At 31.7% G+C, this 22701-nt stretch carries 31 protein-coding genes; 13 read left to right on the top strand and 18 right to left on the bottom strand.

Going from position 1 to position 22701, the window contains the following annotated elements:
- Positions 1–28: 28 nt before the first annotated feature.
- The gene (locus tag JJ842_08350) at positions 29–634 is read left to right on the top strand and encodes a peptidylprolyl isomerase (protein ID MBO6971920.1); all 606 of its coding nucleotides are present in this window, start codon (positions 29–31) and stop codon (positions 632–634) included.
- Here the strand turns inward: JJ842_08350 and ilvN are convergent.
- Both ilvN and JJ842_08360 read right to left on the bottom strand, forming a co-directional pair.
- Positions 631–1155 (bottom strand): acetolactate synthase small subunit, encoded by a 525-nt coding sequence (ilvN, locus tag JJ842_08355; protein MBO6971921.1) that lies wholly within the window; start codon positions 1153–1155, stop codon positions 631–633. The genes JJ842_08350 and ilvN overlap by 4 nt on opposite strands.
- Complete coding sequence (locus JJ842_08360; GenBank protein MBO6971922.1) at positions 1152–2102, bottom strand: alpha/beta fold hydrolase; 951 nt, start codon at positions 2100–2102, stop codon at positions 1152–1154. Before JJ842_08360 ends, ilvN begins: the two co-directional genes overlap by 4 nt.
- Before the next feature lie 92 nt (positions 2103–2194).
- Here JJ842_08360 and petM point away from each other — a divergent pair, with 92 nt between their 5' ends.
- From petM to infA, 4 genes are all read left to right on the top strand, one after another.
- Positions 2195–2293, top strand: coding sequence for a cytochrome b6-f complex subunit PetM (gene petM / locus JJ842_08365; GenBank protein MBO6971923.1), 99 nt, complete (start codon positions 2195–2197; stop codon positions 2291–2293).
- Between the two features lie 57 nt (positions 2294–2350).
- The gene (locus JJ842_08370; protein MBO6971924.1) at positions 2351–3313 is read left to right on the top strand and encodes an NAD(P)H-binding protein; all 963 of its coding nucleotides are present in this window, start codon (positions 2351–2353) and stop codon (positions 3311–3313) included.
- Positions 3314–3367: 54 nt separating this feature from the next.
- Positions 3368–3580 carry a hypothetical protein gene (locus JJ842_08375; protein ID MBO6971925.1) on the top strand — a complete coding sequence of 71 codons (213 nt, stop codon included), beginning with the start codon at positions 3368–3370 and terminating at the stop codon, positions 3578–3580.
- Positions 3581–3672: 92 nt separating this feature from the next.
- Positions 3673–3939: a translation initiation factor IF-1 gene (gene infA / locus JJ842_08380; GenBank protein MBO6971926.1), complete on the top strand. Its 267-nt coding sequence runs from the start codon at positions 3673–3675 to the stop codon at positions 3937–3939.
- Positions 3940–3948: 9 nt separating this feature from the next.
- Here infA and trxB read toward each other — a convergent pair whose 3' ends face one another.
- From trxB to JJ842_08395, 3 genes are all read right to left on the bottom strand, one after another.
- The gene (trxB, locus tag JJ842_08385) at positions 3949–5325 is read right to left on the bottom strand and encodes a thioredoxin-disulfide reductase (GenBank protein MBO6971927.1); all 1377 of its coding nucleotides are present in this window, start codon (positions 5323–5325) and stop codon (positions 3949–3951) included.
- A 79-nt stretch (positions 5326–5404) separates the two neighbouring features.
- Entirely contained in the window at positions 5405–5629 is a 225-nt protein-coding gene (locus JJ842_08390) for a hypothetical protein (protein ID MBO6971928.1), read from the bottom strand.
- A gap of 155 nt (positions 5630–5784) precedes the next feature.
- Positions 5785–6363, bottom strand: a complete 579-nt coding sequence (locus JJ842_08395; protein ID MBO6971929.1) for an EF-1 guanine nucleotide exchange domain-containing protein — start codon at positions 6361–6363, stop codon at positions 5785–5787.
- Positions 6364–6490: 127 nt separating this feature from the next.
- On the opposite strand from JJ842_08395, the gene JJ842_08400 reads away from it, so the two are divergent.
- The 4 genes from JJ842_08400 to JJ842_08415 are packed head-to-tail and all read left to right on the top strand — an operon-like array spanning position 6491 to position 10441.
- Complete coding sequence (locus JJ842_08400) at positions 6491–7621, top strand: Re/Si-specific NAD(P)(+) transhydrogenase subunit alpha (protein ID MBO6971930.1); 1131 nt, start codon at positions 6491–6493, stop codon at positions 7619–7621.
- A gap of 12 nt (positions 7622–7633) precedes the next feature.
- The gene (locus JJ842_08405; protein ID MBO6971931.1) at positions 7634–7927 is read left to right on the top strand and encodes an NAD(P) transhydrogenase subunit alpha; all 294 of its coding nucleotides are present in this window, start codon (positions 7634–7636) and stop codon (positions 7925–7927) included.
- A gap of 8 nt (positions 7928–7935) precedes the next feature.
- Positions 7936–9375, top strand: a complete 1440-nt coding sequence (locus JJ842_08410) for an NAD(P)(+) transhydrogenase (Re/Si-specific) subunit beta (GenBank protein MBO6971932.1) — start codon at positions 7936–7938, stop codon at positions 9373–9375.
- Complete coding sequence (locus tag JJ842_08415) at positions 9356–10441, top strand: alpha/beta hydrolase (GenBank protein ID MBO6971933.1); 1086 nt, start codon at positions 9356–9358, stop codon at positions 10439–10441. Before JJ842_08410 ends, JJ842_08415 begins: the two co-directional genes overlap by 20 nt.
- On the opposite strand, the gene JJ842_08420 is transcribed toward JJ842_08415, so the two are convergent.
- From JJ842_08420 to JJ842_08440, 5 genes are all read right to left on the bottom strand, one after another.
- Positions 10431–10772, bottom strand: coding sequence for a (2Fe-2S) ferredoxin domain-containing protein (locus JJ842_08420; protein ID MBO6971934.1), 342 nt, complete (start codon positions 10770–10772; stop codon positions 10431–10433). The genes JJ842_08415 and JJ842_08420 overlap by 11 nt on opposite strands.
- Positions 10773–10774: 2 nt before the next feature.
- Entirely contained in the window at positions 10775–12004 is a 1230-nt protein-coding gene (locus JJ842_08425; protein ID MBO6971935.1) for a 1-deoxy-D-xylulose-5-phosphate reductoisomerase, read from the bottom strand.
- Between the two features lie 82 nt (positions 12005–12086).
- Positions 12087–13556 (bottom strand): cysteine--tRNA ligase, encoded by a 1470-nt coding sequence (locus tag JJ842_08430; GenBank protein MBO6971936.1) that lies wholly within the window; start codon positions 13554–13556, stop codon positions 12087–12089.
- Positions 13557–13580: 24 nt separating this feature from the next.
- Positions 13581–16511 (bottom strand): DNA polymerase I, encoded by a 2931-nt coding sequence (gene polA / locus JJ842_08435; protein ID MBO6971937.1) that lies wholly within the window; start codon positions 16509–16511, stop codon positions 13581–13583.
- Entirely contained in the window at positions 16508–17569 is a 1062-nt protein-coding gene (locus tag JJ842_08440; protein ID MBO6971938.1) for an efflux RND transporter periplasmic adaptor subunit, read from the bottom strand. Before JJ842_08440 ends, polA begins: the two co-directional genes overlap by 4 nt.
- A gap of 144 nt (positions 17570–17713) precedes the next feature.
- On the opposite strand from JJ842_08440, the gene ychF reads away from it, so the two are divergent.
- The gene (ychF, locus tag JJ842_08445) at positions 17714–18805 is read left to right on the top strand and encodes a redox-regulated ATPase YchF (GenBank protein MBO6971939.1); all 1092 of its coding nucleotides are present in this window, start codon (positions 17714–17716) and stop codon (positions 18803–18805) included.
- An 8-nt stretch (positions 18806–18813) separates the two neighbouring features.
- Here ychF and JJ842_08450 read toward each other — a convergent pair whose 3' ends face one another.
- On the bottom strand, positions 18814–18972 hold the full coding sequence (locus JJ842_08450; GenBank protein MBO6971940.1) for a hypothetical protein: 159 nt from the start codon (positions 18970–18972) through the stop codon (positions 18814–18816).
- Positions 18972–19115, bottom strand: a complete 144-nt coding sequence (locus tag JJ842_08455; GenBank protein MBO6971941.1) for a hypothetical protein — start codon at positions 19113–19115, stop codon at positions 18972–18974. The genes JJ842_08450 and JJ842_08455 overlap by 1 nt, the downstream gene beginning before the upstream one ends.
- Before the next feature lie 162 nt (positions 19116–19277).
- Between JJ842_08455 and JJ842_08460 the strand changes: the two genes are divergently transcribed.
- Both JJ842_08460 and JJ842_08465 read left to right on the top strand, forming a co-directional pair.
- On the top strand, positions 19278–19562 hold the full coding sequence (locus JJ842_08460) for a cytochrome B (protein ID MBO6971942.1): 285 nt from the start codon (positions 19278–19280) through the stop codon (positions 19560–19562).
- A gap of 362 nt (positions 19563–19924) precedes the next feature.
- Positions 19925–20140 carry a hypothetical protein gene (locus JJ842_08465; protein ID MBO6971943.1) on the top strand — a complete coding sequence of 72 codons (216 nt, stop codon included), beginning with the start codon at positions 19925–19927 and terminating at the stop codon, positions 20138–20140.
- 208 nt (positions 20141–20348) lie between these two features.
- On the opposite strand, the gene JJ842_08470 is transcribed toward JJ842_08465, so the two are convergent.
- From JJ842_08470 to JJ842_08485, 4 genes are read right to left on the bottom strand one after another with little or no spacing between them, the layout of a single operon-like run.
- On the bottom strand, positions 20349–20528 hold the full coding sequence (locus JJ842_08470) for a hypothetical protein (GenBank protein ID MBO6971944.1): 180 nt from the start codon (positions 20526–20528) through the stop codon (positions 20349–20351).
- A 1-nt stretch (position 20529) separates the two neighbouring features.
- Complete coding sequence (locus JJ842_08475) at positions 20530–20658, bottom strand: high light inducible protein (protein ID MBO6971945.1); 129 nt, start codon at positions 20656–20658, stop codon at positions 20530–20532.
- Between the two features lie 35 nt (positions 20659–20693).
- Positions 20694–20954: a high light inducible protein gene (locus tag JJ842_08480; protein ID MBO6971946.1), complete on the bottom strand. Its 261-nt coding sequence runs from the start codon at positions 20952–20954 to the stop codon at positions 20694–20696.
- Positions 20954–21160, bottom strand: coding sequence for a high light inducible protein (locus JJ842_08485; GenBank protein ID MBO6971947.1), 207 nt, complete (start codon positions 21158–21160; stop codon positions 20954–20956). Before JJ842_08485 ends, JJ842_08480 begins: the two co-directional genes overlap by 1 nt.
- Positions 21161–21483: 323 nt before the next feature.
- Between JJ842_08485 and JJ842_08490 the strand changes: the two genes are divergently transcribed.
- On the top strand, positions 21484–21591 hold the full coding sequence (locus JJ842_08490) for a high light inducible protein (protein MBO6971948.1): 108 nt from the start codon (positions 21484–21486) through the stop codon (positions 21589–21591).
- A gap of 72 nt (positions 21592–21663) precedes the next feature.
- Here the strand turns inward: JJ842_08490 and JJ842_08495 are convergent, their stop codons facing one another.
- Both JJ842_08495 and JJ842_08500 read right to left on the bottom strand, forming a co-directional pair.
- Positions 21664–22401 carry a type 1 glutamine amidotransferase gene (locus JJ842_08495; protein ID MBO6971949.1) on the bottom strand — a complete coding sequence of 246 codons (738 nt, stop codon included), beginning with the start codon at positions 22399–22401 and terminating at the stop codon, positions 21664–21666.
- Positions 22398–22694, bottom strand: a complete 297-nt coding sequence (locus JJ842_08500) for a heat-labile enterotoxin alpha chain (GenBank protein MBO6971950.1) — start codon at positions 22692–22694, stop codon at positions 22398–22400. Before JJ842_08500 ends, JJ842_08495 begins: the two co-directional genes overlap by 4 nt.
- Positions 22695–22701: the final 7 nt, after the last annotated feature.

A 22701-nucleotide genomic window follows, 5' to 3' on the forward strand; every position in this document is an offset into this window, starting at 1 on the left:
ATCATCTTCTCTCATTCAGTGTTTGTTTTTGTTAACAAGCTGTAGTTTTAAAAATGAGGTTGATTCAACTTATTATTGCCGAAAACTTAAATTAAACTGTATTGAGGTTAATAAGATAGTATACTTTCAAACTTCAAAAGGTGATTTTAAGGTTGAATTATTTGGTAAAGATAACCCAGTAACAGTTTCAAATTTTCTTGAAAATATTGAAAATAATATCTACGTAAATAAAAAATTTTATAAAATCATTAATTATCCCCAATTAAAATTTATACATGGAGGTGTTAATCCAGAAAATAAATTTTATTTTGAACGAAATCTAAAACTTAATAAGACAAGTCCTTCGATTCCTTTAGAAATAAAATTCAAAGAAGAAATTAAGCCCAGATATAATTATCAAATACAGGATCCTTATGAGATTAAAAATTTAGCTAATACTTTTGAAAGTGGTTCAATCGCTATGGTTAAGAGTGGCAAGAATAACTCATCCTCTACTGAATTTTTTTTTGTAAATAATAAAATCTCTGAATTAGACGGAAGATATTCGATTTTTGGAAAAATTGTTAATGGATTAGATGTACTTGAAAAAATTCAAGAAGAAGACTATATCAAAGAAGTCCGATTATCTTATTAGATTTCTAGAGAATATTTGTTGATCTTTAACATTTCTGTATTGACTCCTGAAGAGCGTTTAAGAGCTACCTTGCCAGTTCTTGCTATCTCAAGAATACCGTAAGGTTCTAGTAATTTCTCTAAAGCAACTAATTTACCCGGATCCCCAACAACTTCTAGTGTCAATGCTATATCTGAAACGTCTACAACTTTTGCACGAAATATTTGAACGATATCTAGGATGTTACTTCTTGTATCTTCTTTCGATGAAACTTTTAATAACATCAATTCTCTTTCTACGGCTGCGAGATTTGTAAAATCAACAACGCCTAGAACATTAAATAATTTATTAAGTTGCTTAGTCATTTGTTGAAGAGTTTCATCGTCACCTTCTACAACCATTGTTAACCTTGAAATACCTTTAGATTCCGCAGGGCCTACTGCAAGGCTATCTATGTTGAATCCCCTCCTAGCAAATAGGCCTGAGATCCTACTTAAAGCTCCAGATTCGTCTTCTACAAGAACTGATAATGTATGTTTCATATTTTAAAAGTTTTTAAATCTTTAATCCATTCATAAGAGATTTTATTAAATATTGAAGGATCTTCATCATGGATACAATGACCTGAATTGGATACTATTTTTAATTTTACCCATCTATGGAAATTTGCAATCTTTTTACCAAGAAACAAAGGTATGAAATTATCTTTTTCTCCCCAAATTAACAAAAATGGAACTTTTTTTGAGGTGCAAAGTTTTCTTAAAAGGTAAGAGGACTGATATTTTTCAACTCTAGAAGACATTCCAATACACATTGCTCTTAATGATCTTGCTGAAGTTCGTCTTAAAACTGGTTTTGTCACCAAATCTATAAGTTCGCTATCAATATTCTTTTTTTTGAAATAGGCAGAATTTAGTCCCAGTTTTATAACCCCTAATTTGGTAATTAAAAATAAAATAATCTCTAAGGGGAAAAATATAAAAAATATTTTTATGAATCTATTTCTAAATTTTTTTAATAAGCTGTTTCCCTTTATTTTTTTTTGGGTTTCCTGTATTTGATCCGGCAGAGGCGATGCAATAACTGATGCAATCTGATCTTCTAATGAAACAGCACATGTTAAAGCCACTAATGATCCTAGGGAATTACCAATAAGAATTACTTTCGCAGAGTTCTTTGGTCTTATAACCTGTTCAATAAAGTTTTTCACTTGTTTAGACCATATCTCATTATCTAATCTTCCAATTTGTCTTATCCCAGGTTGATCTGAATCTCCAAATCCTATTAAGTCTAAAGAATATGAGGCGCAATTCCTTTTTGCAAAATATTCTAAATTGTTTCTCCAATGTTTTCGACTAGCCCCAAATCCATGAAGAAAGATAATTGGAATTTCATTATCTTCGCCTGTAACACTCCAACAAATTTTAAAACCATTCCAATTCCAATAATTAGGAAAGTTAATATTTTCTTTTTTGGAACAGGTATTCATATATTCAAAATTTTCAAGATATTTGCATTATCTACTTTTTTAACAAAAAAATGTATATTAAATGTAAATTATAGTAATCATTAAATTTTACTATGGCTAAGGAAATTTTTAGTATTGCAGCAGTTTTTTGGATACTTATTCCAATAGGATTGGTTGGTGGTGCTTTATTATTGAAGTTTCAGGGTGATTGATTCTCACGAATACATAATAAATTGAGTTATGGTCTACAGGTTAAGTAAATCTTAAATATGAAGATTCTTTTAGTAGGAGCAACAGGCACACTTGGTAGGCAAATAGCAAAGCAAGCTATAGAAGAAGGACACGAAGTAAGATGCTTTGTCAGAAATCCAAGAAAAGCTTCCTTTCTACAAGAGTGGGGATGTGAACTAACAAAAGGCAATTTATTAAATTCTTCTGATATTGAATATGCTTTGCAAGATATTGAAGTTGTTATTGATGCAGCTACCAGTAAACCAGATGATCCTAAAAGTATTTATGAAATAGATTGGGATGGAAAACTCAACTTATTTAATGCTTGTGAATCTTTAAATATAAAAAGAGTAATATTCCTTTCAATTCTTTTAACAGAAAAATTTAGAAATGTTCCATTAATGGATATTAAATACTGTACTGAAAAACTTCTTGAGAAATCTGATCTAGAATATACCATTTTCAAATGTGCAGCTTTTATGCAAGGAGTTATAGGTCAATTCGCCATCCCAATTTTAGATAGTCAAGCAGTATGGATGAGTGGAAATCCAACTAAAATTGCATACATGAATACTCAAGACATGGCAAAAATTATTGTCGCAGCAGTTAATAATCCAAAAACTCATAGAACAACATTGCCATTGGTTGGTCCTAAATCTTGGGATTCAAACGAAGTTATATCCTTATGTGAAAAATTTAGCGAAAAGAAAGCTAAAGTTTTTAGAGTTTCACCTTTTCTGATAAGTGTTACTCAGAAAGTAGTTTCCTTTTTCCAAGATTCTTTAAATGTTGCTGAAAGATTGGCTTTTGCCGAAGTAACTAGTAGTGGTGAATCATTAGATGCTGACATGAGCAAAACTTACGAAATACTGGAACTTAAAAAAGAAGATATGACCTCACTAGAAAGTTACATAAAGGAGTACTACCAACAAATACTTAAAAGATTAAGGGAAATGGAAGCAGATCTAAATATCGAGGAAAAAAAGAGATTACCATTTTAATGTTGCAATTGCAGACTTATATAGTATATTTGTACTATATATATATTATTGATTATGTCTGTTTCTAAGTCTAAAAATCTTGAACGAAAACTAGATAATTTTGCAAAAGAAGCAAAAAATGAATTAAATAATGTTTGCGGATCTTCACTGTGGGAAAGCCTTGGGTTTGTGTTTTTTGATCAATTAGAAGATTCTGAAAAAATTGCCAAAGCAAATTTTTATTATGGTCAACTTCAAATAATTAATGAAATTAAATTTTCTATTTGAATTGAATTTCATATTTTTACGTATTTAATTTTTCTTAAATTAATTTTGGCCAATCTTTTTCTGATAATATGAATTTAGTAAAAGATTAATTAATGATTGAAACTTCAGGTGTAATAGAAAAAGAGCAGGGGAATGGATTTTATTTGGTTACTTTAGAACAACCTGAAGGACATCAATGTTTATGCAGAGCTGCAGGCAAATTGACTAAATTTAGAATTAAATTATTAGCTGGAGATAAAGTGTTAGTTGAGATTAGTCCTTATGATCTTTCTAGAGGGAGGATAACTTATAGAGAAAGAAATGCAGGTGGTTCTAAACCTACTACTAATAAAAATAACCCTAAGAGAAATAATAAATAAAAAGATAATTTAGATAATATTTTTTATCGCTTCTTTAAACTCACTTCTTTGCTTAACACCTTGCCATTGTTTTTTTAATAATTTTTCTTTAAAAAGTTGAACTGTTGGTGTGCCATTAATACCAGCTTGTTTTGCAATATCTTGATCTTTATCAATATCTATTTCAACGCCAAGAACTGCACCATCAAGTTCTTTAATTACTCTTTTTAACTGAGGTTTCAAAACATGACATGGACCGCAACTTGGAGAACTAAAAATTACTAAGATAGGTTTTTTACTCTCGTGATAAAGTTTCCTTAATGCATAACTCCCTTTTTGCCATTCAGAATTTGAATCGAAAGTATCTTCATTAACTTCTTCTTCATTAAAATCTGATGAATTAAGTTTTTTTTCTGGTTCAGGTGTTTCTCTGACTATAGTTTTTGCTAAGTTTTTCTCGGCTAGCCACCTTTCGGTAGCTAATGCTGCCATGCACCCAGTTCCTGCAGCGGTAACTCCTTGTCTCCACTCAGAATCGACAACGTCACCTGCTGCGAAGATACCTTCAATAGATGTTTCTGGTCTTCCCGATTTGCAGGCAATATATCCTTTATTATCTAAATCAATTTTGTGGTTTAAGAACTTCGTATTTGGTGTGTGCCCTATCGCGTAAAAAAGACCTTTTATATTGATTTCCCCTTTACCATCTTGAGAGTGAATAGTTTCTATTTTCTCAAGCCATTCAGAGCCATCTGCTTTATCAACTTTTGTGTTCCAATGAATTTCTATCTTTGGATTAGCTTTTACTCTATCTACCATTGCTGCGCTAGCCCTTAATTTTTCTGACCTAACAATCAAATGCACTTTGCTTCCATACTTTGTGAGATATGCTGCTTCTTCACATGCAGAGTCGCCCCCTCCGATAACAGCTAATTCTTCACCTCTAAATTGTGGGGTCGCTCCATCACATATTGCACAAGCACTTATTCCTTTACTCCAGAATTTATCTTCATTTATCACACCTAATCTATTTGCACTTGCTCCAGTTGCAATAATAATTGAGTTAGATTTTATAGTTCCTTCTAAAGTTTTTAATTCAAAGGGATAAGAATCAGTATTTATTGAGACAACATCACTTTCGTATAAATTAGTGCCCCATCTTTCGGCTTGAGCTTTCATTAGATCCATTAATTCAGGACCAAGTACGCCATCTGGAAAACCTGGATAATTTTCAACAAATGTTGTAGTCATTAATTGGCCACCAGGAATTCCACCAGAATTAAATCCTGTAACGAGCAATGGTTGAAGATTTGCTCTTGCTGCATAAATTGCAGCTGTATATCCTGCAGGACCTGAGCCAATAATTACAACATTTTCTACGTTTGAAGTTTTCTCTTTATTCTCCATTTATTTGCTAATTTCACTTTTAATAATAATAAACAAACCCAAATAATGTAGGGCGGGTTCCACTCGATCGATTTGTTATTTAATCGTTGATTTTTTGGTCTAATAATTTTTTTAATTCCTTTGGGAAGTTTAAAACAGAATCTTTAAAATTTTCGTTCTTTTCACCAATATGTAATATCCACTCTCTAAATTCTTCTGCAATTGCGTAACTATCTTCATATCTTTCTAGAGTATCCATTGCAGAAATTCTGTTGGTTGCCCAACAGGTTGCAATATCGATCCTTTTTCTAATGAAATTTTCCATTGAAGTTCAAAAAGTTGTATATAGATAAACACATCAAACAGCTTGTGTATTGTCTAATAAGTTACAACTTCGTACTTCCAAACAATAATTTAATCTTTAATTTATATTTGAGCAGATTTTTGCGCTAATTATAAAGAAAATATAAAGAAATAGAATTAAACAGCCTCGCTATGATTTGCAAGAAGCCTTTCGACTTCCTCGAAACCCTCTTTGGCTGAATTTATAGCAAGTTCCTCGCTAACTTTTTCTTCTGAAACTAATTTTGAAGATATTTTCTTCAAAAGAGTTTCTTTTTTTTCTCTCAGTGAACTTACAATTTCTTCTTCAATTATAGATTTTATAGCTTTAGAAATTATTTTTTTGTCATTTGCTTCCTCGAATGTTCCCTGAACTAATTCCTGAATAAATAATCGATGAACCTCACTACTCCTTAGAAAGCTTTCTGTTGCATTAATAATTCCTTCAACAAGAGCTTCATCCGGTTCAGAATCATTTTCTGCCAGCTTAAATTCCCAATCTAGATGTCTTCTTTGCCAGCCAGCTGAGTGGAGACTGGGCATGACTGTCTGCGAATAAGTATCAACTGACATTTCATAAATTCTCTCTGCTAATTTCTCGCACCAGTCTTTACCATGCTTTTCTAGGTTTTTCTGCATAGCTTGCCTTGGAACAGCATGTCCACCATGATGACTGTGACATACTCCATCAGGACATTCGATTGCTTTTATACTCATTTGATTATTTAGTACCTTTATATTCTAGATAGCTATTTTTTATAGAAAAGAAAATATATTTTTAACAAAAATCCAAGACTTTTGACTTTCTTCAATTTATATTTATTATGTTTAAAAAATAAATAAATTGACAAAGATACTTATTCCTTCCGAAACAAGCTCTGGTGAAAGGAGAGTTTCAGCTACACCAGAAGCGGTAAAGAAATTAAAAAGCCTTGGATGTGATGTTTATATTGAAAGTTCAGCTGGAAAATTATCAGGATTTAGTGACTTATCATATGAAGAATCGGGCGGAACAATAATAAACAACATAGATCAAAAAATTTGGGGTGAAGCTGACTTAATATTTTGTGTTCAAACTCCATCAGAGGATAATTTAATTAAGTTAAAAAAAGGCGCTATTCTTCTTGGTCTTCTTAACCCATATGGGAATAAGGAGCTTCTTGAAATTATAAATAGTAATAAGATTTCAGCTTTATCACTAGAGTTGCTTCCTAGGATTAGTAGAGCTCAATCTTCTGATGTTCTTTCTTCACAGGCCAATATTGCTGGATATAAAGCAGTTCTTTTGGCTGCAAGTGAGTTAGATAGATATTTCCCAATGCTTATGACTGCAGCAGGGACAGTTCAACCTTCCAAAGTAGTGGTTCTTGGTGGAGGCGTTGCAGGATTACAGGCAGTTGCGACGGCGAAAAGACTTGGAGCAATAGTATTTGTATCTGATATTAGGCCTGCGGTTAAAGAACAAGTAGAGTCCCTAGGAGCAAGATTTATAGAACTTCCTGAAGTTGAGGAAAAGCCAGGAGAGTCCGGAGGTTATGCAAAAGCTGTAACACCCGAATTCCTCTCAAAACAAAAGGCAATTTTAACTAAATATTTATCTGAAGCTGATGTTGCTATATGTACTGCTCAAGTTCTAGGTAAAAAGGCCCCTGTTTTAATAGACTCACCCATGATTGAAAAAATGAGGCCTGGAGCAGTAGTTATTGATTTAGCAGTTTCTCAGGGAGGGAACTGCGAAGGAACAAAATCAAATAAAACTATTATCAAAGATGGGGTAAAACTTATAGGAGCGGGCGAATTACCCTCTTCAGTTCCTTATGATGCAAGTTCACTTTATGCTAAGAACTTAACATCTTTGATTACACCATTTATAAAAGATGGTGTAATTAAATTAGATAAAGAGGATGAACTCATTTCTGGTTGTTTATTAAGCGATGAAGGAGTTGTTCTTCAAAATGAAGTTTTTGAAAATTGAGGTTTTAAAATTATGTCTTTTATAAGTCTTCTTTGGGTTCTTTTACTAGGTAGTTTATTAGGTCTCGAGTTAATTGGAAAAGTTCCTCCTACTCTTCACACACCCTTAATGAGTGGGGCAAATGCAATTTCAGGAATAACAATGCTTGCAGCCTTGACTTTAATTGTAAAAGCAGAAGGTAACGTACCACTTTTAATCATTGGCTCAGTTTCTCTTGGATTTGCTCTTTTCAACGTTGTAGGCGGTTTCTTTGTAACTGATCGAATGCTCGCGATGTTTAGTCGTAAACCATCAAATAAGAACTAATTTTTAATATGAATCTACCTGTAATCATTAAATTCGTTATTGACCTTCTAGCAGTACTTTTACTGGCTTTGGGAATAAAAGGATTGTCAAAAGTAAAATCAGCAAGGGATGCCAACAGATTAGCTGCATTTGCAATGTCGCTATCAGTAGTAGGATTACTTTCTTATTATTTAGGCACTTCTGGAATTGCTATTCAGTCTTGGATTTGGATAATAATTGGATCAATCTCAGGTAGTTTATTCGGAGCAATTCTTGCAAAAAAAGTACCTATGACCTCCATGCCTGAAACAGTGGCATTGTTTAATGGTTGTGGAGGAATGTCATCACTTTTAGTGGCCTTAGGAGTAGCTATTTTTCCTATATCTAGTGGCCAAGAAAATTTTGATATTTTTAAGTCACTGATTAACGAGCTTTCAATATCTGTTTCTATATTTGTTGGTGCCATAACTTTCACAGGTTCAATTGTGGCGATGGCAAAGTTACAGGGTTGGTTGTCAACTCCAGGATGGACTCAGAGCAAAGTTAGACATTTTGTAAATATTGTTTTTGCAGTTGCTTCCTTGATAGCCTTTTTTGATTTGATAAACGGTAATACAAGTTCTATTTGGCTTTTAGTTATAGTTTCTTCTTTATTAGGTATTGGAGTTACTTTGCCAATTGGTGGAGCTGATATGCCAGTCGTTATATCTTTGTTAAATAGCTATTCAGGGATTGCAGCAGCAGCAGCAGGGTTCGTTGTAGATAGTCAGCTTTTGATAGTAGCAGGCGCAATGGTTGGAGCGGCAGGTCTAATTCTTACTCAAGTAATGTGCAAGGGTATGAATAGATCATTGGTCTCAGTTCTTTTTGGAGGATCTTTATCTGCACAAAGTACAGCCTCTTCTGGTTCAGGAGAATATACAAATATAACTTCTTGCAGTGTTGAAGAATGTGCATTGACTTTAGAGGCAGCTAATAAGGTAATTATTGTTCCTGGTTATGGTCTAGCGGTAGCTCAAGCTCAACATACTTTGAGGGAAGTGACAAAAAAACTAGAGCAAAACGGTATTGAAGTTGTTTACGCAATTCATCCTGTAGCAGGGAGGATGCCTGGACATATGAATGTACTTTTAGCAGAAGCAGATGTTCCTTACGAACAACTTAAAGAGATGGACGTTGTAAATCCTGATTTTCCAGCAACGGATGTTGTTTTAGTTTTAGGAGCAAATGATGTGGTTAATCCTCAAGCTAAAAATGATAGCTCTTCTCCTTTATATGGGATGCCAGTTCTTGATGTGCAGGAAGCAAGAACGGTATTTGTAATTAAACGTGGTATGAGTGCAGGTTACTCAGGAATAAAAAATGATTTATTTGATTTGCCAAATACCTCAATGGTCTTTGGTGATGCAAAAAAGGTGCTGAATGATTTGATTGGAGAATTAAAGGATCTTGGGGTTGGGGAGAAATAATAGTATATCTTTTAGTTTTTCAGATTACTTAAAAAATAAGCCATTTCGAGAAGTTTTACCTTGGATAGGTGGCGACTTACAAACTTTGAGAGATACTTTTGTTATTGATTTTGGCAAATCAAAAAAAAATAAAAAAATATTCTTTCCGATTAATAAAATTCTTTCAAAAAAATTTGAATGTGATTATCTTCTAGGGTTTTTAGAATTACCTGAAAACTTAGTCTCACTTAAGGGTTTTGTAATCGTTACACATGGTTTAGGGGGCTCAACTAAACGGTTTGGTTTAAGGAGAATCTCTAGGAAATTAGCAAATAATGGTTTTGGAGTTCTTAAATTAAATCTAAGAGGATCTGGATCTTCGAGATATTTAGCTAAAGGAAATTATTGTGCTAGATGCTCCAGTGATGTTATTTCAGCAATTAATTATTTTAAAAAATTCATTAATTTAGAGTTTAAAGATCTCATTAAGATGAATAATCTTCCAATTTACGGAGTTGGATTATCTTTAGGCGGAACAATTCTTTTAAATGCCTGTTTAGATTACGATGAAAACAAAGGAGAAAAACTTTTAGATGGCCTAGCTTGTGTAAGTAGCCCTTTAGATTTATCATCATGCAGTCTCTGTATTGAAAAATCTAGAAATTATATCTACCAAAAATGGTTACTTCATCGCTTAAAAAATCAGTTATGGGAGGGATTTAATGATGAAGGCAAAATTCTTAATAATGAGAAATTAAGAAAAAAAATTAGAGCTTTAAAAAGTATAAGGGAATTTGATCAGAAATTTACAGCTCCAAGTTGGGGATTTGATTCTTTAGAAGATTATTATGTTAAAGCTTCTCCAATATTTAGAATCCAAAACTTAGTAAAAAAATTACCTCAAATGCTTTTTATTCATGCCAAGGATGATCCTTGGGTTCCATATAATGCAACTTTGAATTTAAGAGGAAAATTTATTGATAAATTTACTATTTTTATAACTGAAAAAGGAGGTCATAATGGTTTTCACTCTATTAATGGCTGCTGGTCAGACGAAGTAGTAAAGAACTGGTTTATTAGTATCTAGGACTATTTAAAAATGGTGTTTTTTTAAAAATCCATTTTTCTATTGGCTTACCGTTAATAATATGTGAGGTAAAAATTTCTGAAATTTTTTCTGGAGAAACTTTCTCGTACCAAATACCATCAGGCCAAATAAGAAGAATTGGGCCGTTCTTACATATCCTTAAACAGTCAGCTTTTGATCTTAATATATGAATGTTTTTTGTACAGGGATCATTCTCAAATTTTTTTAAAGTCTTTTTAAGACATTCCCATGTTTTTTGACCTTCATTGCCTTTAAAGCATTTCTGTTTTGTGGGTGTTGCGCATAGTAGAAGATGCTTTTTAATATTCACTTTTATCCAATACTTACGTATTTTTTCCCTTTTTTAATTTCTTGCTTAACAAAAAGTCTAGCCCAATTATCTACTTCAAGAATATCCTCCAATTCTGGACTTAAATTCAAATTCTCCATATGTGATTCACATGCTTTACTTATAAATGTTGGGATTTCTTGAAAAGAAATTTTTTCTTTAAGGAATTGTTCAACAGCCATTTCATTAGCAGCATTTAAGACTGCAGGCATAGTCCCAGAAGATTTTCCTGCGGCATAGGCAAGTCCCATGCATGGATATTTAAACTCGTCTGGCTCTTTAAAAGTTAATTTTCCAATTTCACTTAGTTTTAATCTTTTCCAATTTGTTTTAAATCTTTCAGGCCAACTCATCGCATATAAAATAGGTAGCTTCATATCTGGCCAACCTAATTGAGCTAATACTGAAGAATCTTCCATCTCAATCATTGAATGAATAATACTTTGAGGGTGAATAACTATTTCGATATTTTCGTAAGAGGTCCCGAATAAATAATGAGCTTCTATAACTTCTAATCCTTTATTCATAAGAGTTGCAGAATCTACAGTTATTTTTTTTCCCATATCCCAATTAGGATGTGAAGTCGCATCTTCCACTGTGACATGCTTTAAATCCTCAACGGCCCAATCTCTGAAAGCACCGCCAGAAGCTGTTAAATGTATGGCTTTTAAACCCTTAGGCATCTCTCCTGTTGAAAAATCTGCATTTTCATAATTAGGTAATCCTTGTAAACATTGAAAGATAGCAGAGTGTTCTGAATCAGCAGGTAAAAGCCTACTATTATTTTTCTTTAATGCAGGAATAACAATTGGCCCTGCTGCAATTAAAGTTTCTTTATTAGCAAGTGCAATATTTTTCCCCGCATTAATTGCTGACATTGTTGGAATTAAGCCTGCACAGCCTACTATCCCTGTTACCACAGTATCTGCCTTATCCCAAGCCGCAACTGCGTTAATCCCCTGCTTTCCACCTAAAACCAAGGGAGCACCATCCAAATCTAAGTTATTAATATTATCTTTTAAATCTTCTATGAGATTTTCATCCTCAATTGCAACTACCTCTGGTTTATGTGTTTTAACTTGTTCAGTTAATAAATTAATATTTCTTCCCGCAGAAAGGGCTACGGCTTTAAACTTATCAGGTTGCTCACTAGCTATTTCGAGAGTTTGAGTCCCTATTGAACCAGTAGAACCGAGCACAGTAATGTATTTCAATTTTCTCTGATATTTCTAATATCTTCCCATTTAAAGGTGTATTTAAAAAACAAAAATTTCAAATTGGTTTTTTTCTTAAAATTTAGACCCTTATCCATGTTGTTATATCCTTTGATTGATCAATAAGTTCAATACCTTTTTCTTTTAACAAATTCCTGATTTCATCCGCCTTCGCATAATCCTTTTCCATTTTTGCTTTCAATCTTTCATTAATAAGCGATGATATTTCTTCTTCTTTTATTTTACTTTCTTTTACTAAAACCTCTTTTTTAAGACCAAGTACCTCAGTCAACTTTTCAAGAGTTTTAAAATTCTCAAGTAGAAAGAGTTTTTCATTTAGGTCTATTTTAAAACCATCAACCCTTTGAAATTGGTTTAAAAAGTTTTTTAATGGTTTCGCTAAATCGTAAATAATTGCTATAGCACCTGCTGTATTAAGGTCATTTCCAAGAGCCTCAGAAAATTTAAGCTTTTTTTGAAATAATTCAAAATTTATTTTCTCTTTATATTCTTCTTCGAGAGTTTCATTTTTATCAATATATCTAAAAGCACCTTTTGTAAGGTCCATAAAAGAAAGGGCTACATTAATGTTTTTCCAAGCTTCTGAAGCACTCCTCAAAGCTTCTTCAGTAAAATCAAGTGGTTTTCTATAATTCACCGTCATAACAAAATATCGCAAAGTCATAGGGCTTATACCTGACTTAATCAGCTCTCTAATAGTTTTAAAATTTTTAAGTGATTTACTCATCTTTTGTCCATTTACATTGACCATCCCATTGTGTAACCAATAGTTCGCTAGCTTTTTGCCATTGGCTGCTTCTGATTGGGCGATTTCATTCTCATGATGCGGAAAAATCAAATCAGAACCACCTAAATGGATATCAATAGTATCTCCTAATTCATCTTTAACCATTGCTGAACATTCAATATGCCATCCTGGCCTACCTTTACCCCATGGCGAATCAAAAAATGGTTCATCCTCTTTGGCTTTTTTCCATAGTGCAAAATCTTGCGGATTAAGTTTTTTACTATTTTCCTCATTAGCCATTCTTCCTTGCTGATTTATATTTTGTTCTTGTATTTTTTGATTACTTAGCTTTCCATAATTTTTATTTTTAAAAACAGAATAATAAACATCTCCATCCCTAGAATATGCATAACCTTTGTCCTCAAGGATTTTTATGAAGGAGCAGATATTGCATATATGATTCGTTGCTCTTGGCATACTATCCGGACGCATTATCCCTAAAGAATCCATATCTTTATGAAATTCAATAATATTTTTTTCAGATACTTCCTTCATTGAACTGCTTTCTTCTTTAGCTCTTTTTAAGATCTTGTCATCAATATCTGTAAAATTTTGAACATACTTCACTTTGAAATCACTGTAAATTAAAAATCTTCTCAATACATCCCAAGCTATATAACTTCTGGCATGACCAAGATGACATAAATCATAAACAGTTACTCCACAACAATAAATTTTTACTACATCATCAATAGGCTTAAAAACCTCAACTCTTTTGCTTAAAGTATTAAAAAGTTTGATCATCTTAAACTAAGTATTTCATAAGGTTTATTTTGTCTCCATCCAATTGTCTCCAATTCCAATATCAACTAAAAGAGGCACACTTAATTTTACACAATCTTCCATAGTCTTTTTTACTAATTTTGTCGTAATTTCCAAAGAATCTGGTTCAACCTCAAACAATAATTCATCATGTACTTGTAAAAGCATTTTTGCGGGAAGATTCATTTCTATGAATTTCTTATTTAGTTGAACCATTGCAATTTTAATAATGTCTGCACTTGAACCTTGAATTGGTGCATTGGCTGCGGCTCTTAATGACTGTGCTTCCATACCAGCTCTTCTTGCAGATTGCAGGTCAATTTCGTAAGGATCTTTCCCTATTAATCTTCCAAGTCCATTTTTATCAAACTTAAATTCTCTTTTTCGACCAAAAATTGTCTTTACATAACCTTTTGATAAGGCAAGCCTTTCTTGGAGTTCAAGAAATTTGAAAATTTTTGAATATCTTTCTTTGTATTTTATTAGGAATTCTTTTGCCTCTGGAGTACTTACTCCTGTTGAACGGGCAAACTTTTTAATACCCATTCCGTAGATAACTCCAAAATTTATTGTTTTCCCAACTCTCCTTTCGTCGGATGATATTTCTTCTTTCTCGAAAATTAATCTTGCAGTCAAAGAATGAATGTCATCATTTTTATGAAACGCATTAATTAGGATTTCTTCTTCCGCTAAGTGAGCAAGTATTCTTAATTCGATCTGAGAATAATCTGCTGATAAAAGTTTCCAATTTTTTTCAGGCAAGAATGCTTTTCTGATTCGCCTACTAAATTCAGTCCTAACTGGGATATTTTGAAGATTAGGATTGCTACTACTTAGTCTCCCAGTCGCTGTAGCAGCTTGATTAAAGTTTGTATGAACTCTTCCTGTCTTTTCGTTAATAAGACTTGGAAGAGCATCAATATAGGTACTAAGTAATTTGCTAAGAGTTCTGTGTTTAATTAAATGATGAATTATTTCATGTTCGTCGACTAATCTTTCAAGAACTACTGCATCTGTACTCCATCCTGTTTTTGTTTTCCTTGATTTTTTCTTATCCAAATTTAATTTTTCAAACAAGATCTCACCAAGTTGTTTTGGTGAAGATAGATTAAAAGTCTCCCCTGCTAATTCATAAACTTTACTTTCAATATCTTCTAAGGTACTTTTTAGTTCTTTTGAGAGTTTATCTAAATAAGGGATGTCGATGGTTATTCCATTCATTTCCATTTGAGACAATACTGGCTCTAATGGCAGCTCGATTTCTTCGAACAATTTGATTAATTCATTTTTTTCTGTTGAAAATCGTTCTTTAAAAATTTTGACGATCTTAAAAGTTAGAAATACATCATAACCGCAGTAAATACTAGCTTCATCAATATCAACAAATGAAAAGTCTTTATTTTTTCCAACTGTTTCCTTAAATGAAGGAGGCTTAAATCCAAATAATCTAAAACTAATTTCACTTAACCCATGCTTCTCCTGATTATTTAAAAGATAGTCTGCTAACAAGGTGTCAAAGGTTACGCCTTTAAGATCAAGTCCGTGATTAAAAAATATTTGCCTGTCAAATTTAGAATTTTGGAGTGCCTTTTCTTTTTTTGGATCTTCTATCCAAGTTCTTAGTTTTGAGAAAACATATTCAATCGATAATTGATTGGTAGTCTCTTTTTTTGTTTGATGACCAAGAGGTATATAAAATAAATCATCAGTTTCTTCTCCAAGACACAGTCCTATCCCAACAAGTTCCGCATCGATTGGATTTAAACTATTAGTCTCTGTATCTAAAGAAACTATCTCATTGGTCTTTTCTAATCTTTGAATTAATTTATCAAGTAATTCAAAATCATTTACTATATTTACTTTGATTTTAGGGATTTTATTTTCACTATTTTCTAATTCAATTTTACTAGAGACCTTTGGATCTTTCTCCTCCTCTTTAGCCACGTTATTTTTGTCAAAACCACCTCTACTAAAAGTTGCATTGAAAATATCAACTTGCCGAAGTAGCGTTGATAATTCAAGTTTTTGCAGTGACTCTGACAGAAGTTCTTGATTTATATTTTTTAATTCATAACCATCATTTAATATCAAAGGCACTTCAGTATTTATTTTTGCTAAATCCCTGGAAAGAAAAGCATTATGCTTGTCGTTTCTGAGCTTTTCTATAACAGAACCTTTGATGAATCCTTTATATTTTTTATCATGGTTCTGCTGAATCTTGTCCAAAGCCTGATAAATCCCATCAAGTGTATCGTTTTCTTTTAGTAGATTAATTGCAGTTTTTGGACCTACCCCTTTAATACCAGGAATATTATCAGAACTATCACCAGTTAGAGCTTTAAGATCAACTACTCTTTCTGGCGCAACACCTAATTTTTCTTTTACTCCATTTTCATTCATAAGAGTTGGATTACCACTTTTTGCATATGGACCACCACCCATATAAAGAACATAAATATCTTTTTGATCATCTACTAATTGAAATAAGTCCCGATCCCCAGAAAGAATATTCACACACCACCCTTTAGAAGAAGCATCATTTGCAATTGTGCCTAGGAGATCATCTGCTTCGTAACCTGGAGATTTAAAAATTGGTAAATTAAGGCTTTTTTTTAAAATGATTTCAAGTTGTTCAATATCTTGAAAAAAAACATCTGGTGCTACATCTCTATTGGCCTTATAATTTGGATCTAATTCATGTCTGAAAGTTGGTTTTTCGGTATCAAAAGTAATACAAACACCCTCAGGACTAATATTTTTGCAATTATCAAGAAGGCTTTTTAGAAATCCATAAGTCACACTTGTTGGGAATCCCTCTTTAGTTGTTAAACCTCCATCAATCCCTTTGCTGAATGCATAGAAGCTTCTAAATGCAAGTGAATGACCATCGACTAAAAGTAAAATTGGTTTTTTAGAGTTTTCAGATTTTAAACTCATTTTCTCTTCTTAGCCCAAGGTGGAATATCAATAAAGATTTGCTCTCCAGGTTCTAATCCATCAATTACTGAAGTTTTATTTCCACTACTGATCCCAATTTCAATTTTTTCAAATTTGGGAGAATTGTTTTTATCAACTTTCAAAATTCCCTTTTCACCTTTTTCAGTGACAATAGAAACTGTTGGCACTAAGATTTTTTCTTCATTACCTTCGATTCTAAATTCAAGATCTGCAGTCATTCCAATTTTAATTTCTTCAGAAATATCTTTAAAATTTAAAGTTACTTCGAATGAGGTTACATTATTATCTTTTACAGCTCTTGTAGCTATTTTTTTAACTATGGCACTATATTTTTTTGAGGGATAGGCCTCAATTCTTACTGAGGCTTCTTGACCTATTTTTATTCTGCCAATGTCACTCTCAGGAACTTTAGCAACAATTTCTAGGCCCTCAGATAGTTCAAAAATAAAGTTTTTGGTTTTAGGGTCTGAACTTAAGTTTGTACTTGGTGTGACATAAGATCCTATCTCCGCATATTTTGCAGTAATCTTTCCTCCATAAGGAGCTTTAATTAGATAGAAACTTTTTTCAGCTTTTGCATCATTAAGTTTGGCGCTACTAATGTTGTAGGTATTTTTATAACTTTCGTAATCTTCTTTGCTTACTGCCCCTTCTTGATATAAATATTCTCTTCTTAAAAATTCAGATTTTTGTTTTTCGACATTTAATTCAAGTTCTTCAATTTTATAGATAAAGTCCTCATCATCAAGTGAAGCTAAAATCTGATCTTTTTTTACAAGATCACCCTCATCTACTTTGATTTCTTTTATTACACCTTGCTTCCGAGGTCCAATATTGCTTGTCCTGATTGCTTTTACTTCACCACTTGTATTAATTGAATCTGAGAGGATTCCTTTTTCAACTTGCACTACAAAATCAGAAATGTCTTTTGATTTGTTTTTCTTGAAGGAATTGGTTATGAAAACGAAAAAAATAGTTAAAGAAACTAATATAATTCCACTTCTTAGATTTATATTTTTTTTTATTAAATCAAGCATTTCTTTTGAAAAATAGTAATTCAGAATATTTGGGAACTAAATAAATAATCAAGTCGATTATAATTAACTTATCCAAGATTGGTTAAGTAAATACTATATTACTAGAAGATGTTTTCTGAATAATTTTTCCATAAATTTTTTCAAATGTTAAAAGCCGGTATTATTGGATTACCAAATGTTGGAAAATCAACTTTATTTAATGCACTTGTAGAAAATGCTAAAGCTCAAGCAGCTAATTTTCCCTTTTGTACTATAGAACCTAATAAAGGTATAGTTTCTGTCCCAGATCAAAGGTTACAAGCGTTAGGTGATTTAAGTTCTAGCCAAAATATTATCCCAACAAAAATAGAATTTGTAGATATCGCAGGACTAGTAAAAGGAGCCAGTAAAGGTGAGGGTTTGGGAAATAAATTTTTATCAAATATTAGGGAGGTTGATGCAATAGTTCATGTTGTGAGGTGCTTTGAAGATAGTGATGTAATTCATGTTTCCGGTAAGGTAGATCCCTTGGATGACATTGAGATAATTAATCTGGAATTGAATTTAGCTGATTTATCCCAACTTCAAAAAAGAAGAGAAAGAATTAAAAAACAGGTTAGAACTAGTAAAGAGGCAGCAAAAGAAGATAATTTACTAGAAAAAATTGAAGAAGAGCTACAGAAAGGACTTTCAGTTAGATCATTATCTTTGAGTGAAGAAGAAAATTTAATAATTAAGCAACTAGGCTTCCTTACTGCTAAACCAATTATTTACGCAACAAATTTGAATGAAAATGATTTAGCTGAAGGTAATAATTTCTCATCAAAAGTTCAGAGTTTTGCAAGCAATGAAAAAACAGAATGTATAAAAATATCAGCGCAAGTCGAATCTGAATTAATAGAGTTAGAACCAGAAGATAAAAAAGATTATCTTATTGGTTTAGGAGTAGAAGAAGGGGGATTAAGTTCTTTAATTAGATCAACATATAAATTATTGGGATTAAAAACTTATTTCACTACTGGAGAAAAGGAGACAAAAGCATGGACCATAAAAGATGGGATGACTGCGCCACAGGCAGCAGGAGTAATTCATACAGATTTTGAAAAAGGATTTATAAGAGCTCAGACTATTTCGTATCAAAATTTAATTGATTCAGGTTCAATTGCTAATGCCAAAACTAAAGGTCTTTTAAGAAGTGAAGGTAAAGAATATATTGTTAATGAAGGTGATGTAATGGAGTTTTTATTTAATGTTTAGTAAGTCTCTTAAGGCTTGCTATTTTGATTTTTGAATTTAAATTCAAAAAATGAAATTAATAAAATTAAGATACATCCTAAGCAACTTCCTATTAAACCAAAAACAATTGTTGTAAAGCCATCATCGTAGCCATATTGTAGTTGTGGTAAGTGAGGGGGTATTGGCATTATTTTTCAACAGAATTTTCAATATCTTCCAGTAAATGTTTAGTTGATCTACTAAAACCATTTGTTTTTAAATAGTTTTGAGCCTCTCTAAACTTTTCAGCTACTCTTTTTGCATAAGGAGTATTCATGGAATTTTGAGTCATGTTCAAAATGCGACTCATTTTATAATCTGATTAAGGTAAACCCTTGATAAGTATTCAAAAATACAAGAATATAAAAATAGGATTTTTTACTTACTAAGAAATTTATTGTGAAAAGTTCTTGATTCTCCAATTTAAAGTTTTTTCAAATTAGAAAAATTGATAATGACAAATATATTATTAATTCTTTTTTTTGTACTTTTATTATTATTATTTTTTTATTCAAAACGAAATAGAGGGTTAGCCCAAAAAACAACAATTATTCCAACTTATGTAACTTTTTTAAAAGAACAAGAATTTAATCCTGACATAAGTACTGATAATTGGGATTTACACAAACTTAGATTAGATAAATTTAAAAGATCACAATATAAGGGATTAACCTTCTTCGTAAGTTCAGAAAATAGAATTTACTATCTTTCTGAAGAAGGGGACAAGGTGTATTGCTAACAAATGAAATTAATTTTATAAATAAGAAAAGCCGATAGAAATTAAAAATATTAATGAAGTATTTTTTTTTATTATCAGAAAAGTTCTATAGGTTTATTGAATGGGAGTGGAATACTTTAAAAAATCTAAGAAGAACAAAAAGAAAGAATTTTTTTCTAAGAGGATCATTTGCTTTATTTAGTTTATTCTCTATTCTTTTTTTAATATTTTCTCCTCCTATCGCTTTTGGATTGTTATTTGGAGAGGGATTGAAATTTAGTGCTTTTTTTATTTGGATATGGATTTTAAATTTGAAGTTTTTTTGAAAATTTATAATTTATTTCTCTAGATTATTTAGAATTAAGAATATAAAAATTTACCCTATGCCAAAAATATTCAAACAAAATAAGTTTGCTTTGTTGGGAGCCAATATATTAATAATTTTACTTTGGGTAAATATATCTTCTTTTTTGATGAATTTATTTCAAAGTGAAAATGCCCCATTTTATATATACAAAATTTCTTTTTTAATCAGATTCCTTCCTCCTATTTGGGTTACATGGTTCCTATGGATAAAAAGAGGTGGTTTAAAAAGATAAATTACAAAAGCATTTTTAAGGATTTACTATAAAAACAAATCAGTTAAAATCTGGAAGCTTACTTGAAATTTTCATGTAAGAATTAGGTAATTGAGAGATTGTTTTTAGCTAAGAAACAATCTCTTTTTTTTTATAAATTTTTTTTCATAAAAAAGTGTTTGTCAGTATCCCTATTGACAAACACTCATGACGATCAAATTTTTAAAAATTAAACAGGTAATCTATTATCAATTTCCACCACTCCAGAGTCCATAAGACGGCCGATTTTAATAACTAAAGCCATATCTAGCCTCGAGAATTCAGATTGATGGTTAGTTATCCAATCAAGTTCAGAGAGAGTTATTACTCCTAAAGTATTTACTTTAAGAAAAAGTAAGCCTAAATTCATTTTAAAAAATTCCTGGGATTATCCAGCCGAATAAGCCATAATTTACAACTAATGCAAATAAGCCCATCATTGCCATTCTTCCATTAGTCCTCTCGGCGTTTTGCCAATAAGTTGGTTTTGAATTTTCCATTTTTTTTGGGGTATAGGTTTATTAAATAATTTGTTTTAAACGAAACCAGGAATTATTTGACCTGTTGTTAGGTATGCTCCAATAGCAGCAATTAGTCCAAGCATTGCGAATCTTCCGTTAAGAGTTTCAGCAACAACTTTTTCTTTTTCGATTGTTTTGGTTTTTGTGTTTGTGTTTTTCATTTGATAAGAAGATAAATAGTTTAAATTTTCATTTTGAAATTGCTTGGTTAGATAAGCAACGAGGGTGGCTGTAAAGAATACAATTACGGCTAAAAAACCTGAAAGTGGACTCATTAAAAAATTCCAGGAATAATTTGTCCAGTTGAAACGTAAGCACCTACTAATGCAACAAGGCCAATCATTGCCCAACGTCCATTAACTTTTTCAGCATTTTGCGGGTAGCTGTCGTATGAAACAGACTCATCTATGTAAGGACGTGTTTCAGTAGGAAACATGTTCTGTCTGCCACCTGATTCAGTAGTAACGTTTGAATTAGCCATTTAAGTTTTGTAATTGTTAATTAATGTAACACTACTATTAATAAATGTAAAGTATTAACTCAAAATTAAGTTATTTTCCTACTTTATACTACATAAATGTAACATAAACATGACATAAAAGTTAAATAATTGTTTTTTTGGCTTACTAAGCTTTACAGATTGGCTCGAAAGCTATTAAAAGTTCAATTTGTTGTTTAAGTATTTATTTTAAATCTTTATAAAGATATCAATTTGGTAGAAAAAACTACATCATTCTGAAATTTGAATAATTAGTTTTTAGATATAACATTATTCACTTTATTATGGAATTCGCAAAAAAAATTATGACCGAAAAAGCTGAAAAGCTTAATGGTAAAGCCGCAATGCTTGGAATGTTTGCTCTTATAGGGGCTTATTATTTTACTGGTCAAATTCTTCCAGGAATTTTCTAGTTACAATCCTTTTTAAATTTTTTTCAGGGCTTTATCAAGCCCTTTTTTACTGGATGATTATATTATTCCTTGTTAATTATCTAATAATTCAAATAATTTACTTATTAAAAGCTTTCTTTTAAAAAGAGTTTTATCAATATATTTTTTATTCTCTTCTTTTAAAATTTCCTGACCATTTGAGCCCAACCCTTTTAAGACAAATTCTTTATCTTCTTTAATCCACTTATTTATCATTTCTCCTGTTGTCTCTACGTGGAATTGCAATCCGTAAGCCAAATTACCAATCCTAAAAAACTGTTCCTTACAACGTGCACTACTTGCAATGAGTACTGCTTTATTAGGTAATAAAATCCTATCTCCGTGCCAATGCAGTACATGAAAAGGGTCTTCAAACAGTGCTTTAAAGTCTTTATTTGATTTATTAATAAAAATTTGAGACCATCCAATTTCTGGTAATGATTTTGGAGGTGATCCATATTTAAGAATTTCTACATCTCCTCCAGCAGCACTCGCTAGCAACTGAGCACCTAAGCAAACACCGATTATAGGTCTTTCATTTTCTAATTCTTTTTTTATAAAGTCTCTCTCTAACTTAAGCCAGGGATATCTGTCTGTTCCAATATCTTTAACTCCCATTGGTCCACCCATAATTAAAATTAAGTCACCTTTTTTTGTTTGTGGCAGAGAATTTTTATTATCTAAACGAATAATTTCAATTTTCAAATCTCTTTCTTTAGCAAATTGTTCAAAAAGACCTGGCCCCTCTATTGCTAAATGCTGCAAAACTAATACGCGTCTTATTCTCTTCATTCACTTTCCATTATTTCAGCTGATTCAGAACAGATATTGACGCTAAACCACTTCATTGCCGACCAAGTATTTTCTTGGTATGTCCCTGCTGCAATACTTACAAAACAGTCATTTTCATACCAACTCCGATAACTGGGAGTTACTCCCGTTCCTTTTAATCTATTTTCTAATCCTTTTCCAAATTTTTTAACAACAAGATTTATAGCTTCATTCTCAACTTCTCTTTGCTTTTCATTAGCAAAACTTACTTGTGGTATAAAAAATAGAATTGATGCAAAAAGTAAACGTATCATTGAGTCT

Origin of the sequence: Prochlorococcus marinus CUG1433 (assembly GCA_017644425.1) — a bacterium.
Taxonomy (GTDB): Bacteria; Cyanobacteriota; Cyanobacteriia; order PCC-6307; family Cyanobiaceae; genus Prochlorococcus_A; species Prochlorococcus_A marinus_U.

Excerpts from the sequence above, each read along its gene's own strand:
- ilvN (MBO6971921.1), bottom strand. The coding sequence starts at position 1,155 with ATGAAACATACATTATCAGTTCTTGTAGAAGACGAATCTGGAGCTTTA.
- JJ842_08495 (MBO6971949.1), bottom strand. The coding sequence starts at position 22,401 with ATGAAGAGAATAAGACGCGTATTAGTTTTGCAGCATTTAGCAATAGAG.
- petM (MBO6971923.1), top strand. The coding sequence starts at position 2,195 with ATGGCTAAGGAAATTTTTAGTATTGCAGCAGTTTTTTGGATACTTATT.
- JJ842_08440 (MBO6971938.1), bottom strand. The coding sequence starts at position 17,569 with ATGCTTGATTTAATAAAAAAAAATATAAATCTAAGAAGTGGAATTATA.
- JJ842_08360 (MBO6971922.1), bottom strand. The coding sequence starts at position 2,102 with ATGAATACCTGTTCCAAAAAAGAAAATATTAACTTTCCTAATTATTGG.
- polA (MBO6971937.1), bottom strand. The coding sequence starts at position 16,511 with ATGAGTTTAAAATCTGAAAACTCTAAAAAACCAATTTTACTTTTAGTC.
- infA (MBO6971926.1), top strand. The coding sequence starts at position 3,673 with ATGATTGAAACTTCAGGTGTAATAGAAAAAGAGCAGGGGAATGGATTT.
- JJ842_08465 (MBO6971943.1), top strand. The coding sequence starts at position 19,925 with ATGCCAAAAATATTCAAACAAAATAAGTTTGCTTTGTTGGGAGCCAAT.
- JJ842_08475 (MBO6971945.1), bottom strand. The coding sequence starts at position 20,658 with ATGGAAAATTCAAAACCAACTTATTGGCAAAACGCCGAGAGGACTAAT.
- JJ842_08470 (MBO6971944.1), bottom strand. The coding sequence starts at position 20,528 with ATGAATTTAGGCTTACTTTTTCTTAAAGTAAATACTTTAGGAGTAATA.
- JJ842_08455 (MBO6971941.1), bottom strand. The coding sequence starts at position 19,115 with ATGACTCAAAATTCCATGAATACTCCTTATGCAAAAAGAGTAGCTGAA.
- JJ842_08450 (MBO6971940.1), bottom strand. The coding sequence starts at position 18,972 with ATGCCAATACCCCCTCACTTACCACAACTACAATATGGCTACGATGAT.
- JJ842_08500 (MBO6971950.1), bottom strand. The coding sequence starts at position 22,694 with ATGATACGTTTACTTTTTGCATCAATTCTATTTTTTATACCACAAGTA.
- ychF (MBO6971939.1), top strand. The coding sequence starts at position 17,714 with ATGTTAAAAGCCGGTATTATTGGATTACCAAATGTTGGAAAATCAACT.
- JJ842_08370 (MBO6971924.1), top strand. The coding sequence starts at position 2,351 with ATGAAGATTCTTTTAGTAGGAGCAACAGGCACACTTGGTAGGCAAATA.
- JJ842_08485 (MBO6971947.1), bottom strand. The coding sequence starts at position 21,160 with ATGGCTAATTCAAACGTTACTACTGAATCAGGTGGCAGACAGAACATG.
- JJ842_08395 (MBO6971929.1), bottom strand. The coding sequence starts at position 6,363 with ATGAGTATAAAAGCAATCGAATGTCCTGATGGAGTATGTCACAGTCAT.
- JJ842_08490 (MBO6971948.1), top strand. The coding sequence starts at position 21,484 with ATGACCGAAAAAGCTGAAAAGCTTAATGGTAAAGCCGCAATGCTTGGA.
- JJ842_08405 (MBO6971931.1), top strand. The coding sequence starts at position 7,634 with ATGTCTTTTATAAGTCTTCTTTGGGTTCTTTTACTAGGTAGTTTATTA.
- JJ842_08460 (MBO6971942.1), top strand. The coding sequence starts at position 19,278 with ATGACAAATATATTATTAATTCTTTTTTTTGTACTTTTATTATTATTA.
- JJ842_08375 (MBO6971925.1), top strand. The coding sequence starts at position 3,368 with ATGTCTGTTTCTAAGTCTAAAAATCTTGAACGAAAACTAGATAATTTT.
- JJ842_08430 (MBO6971936.1), bottom strand. The coding sequence starts at position 13,556 with ATGATCAAACTTTTTAATACTTTAAGCAAAAGAGTTGAGGTTTTTAAG.
- JJ842_08410 (MBO6971932.1), top strand. The coding sequence starts at position 7,936 with ATGAATCTACCTGTAATCATTAAATTCGTTATTGACCTTCTAGCAGTA.
- trxB (MBO6971927.1), bottom strand. The coding sequence starts at position 5,325 with ATGGAGAATAAAGAGAAAACTTCAAACGTAGAAAATGTTGTAATTATT.
- JJ842_08480 (MBO6971946.1), bottom strand. The coding sequence starts at position 20,954 with ATGAGTCCACTTTCAGGTTTTTTAGCCGTAATTGTATTCTTTACAGCC.
- JJ842_08390 (MBO6971928.1), bottom strand. The coding sequence starts at position 5,629 with ATGGAAAATTTCATTAGAAAAAGGATCGATATTGCAACCTGTTGGGCA.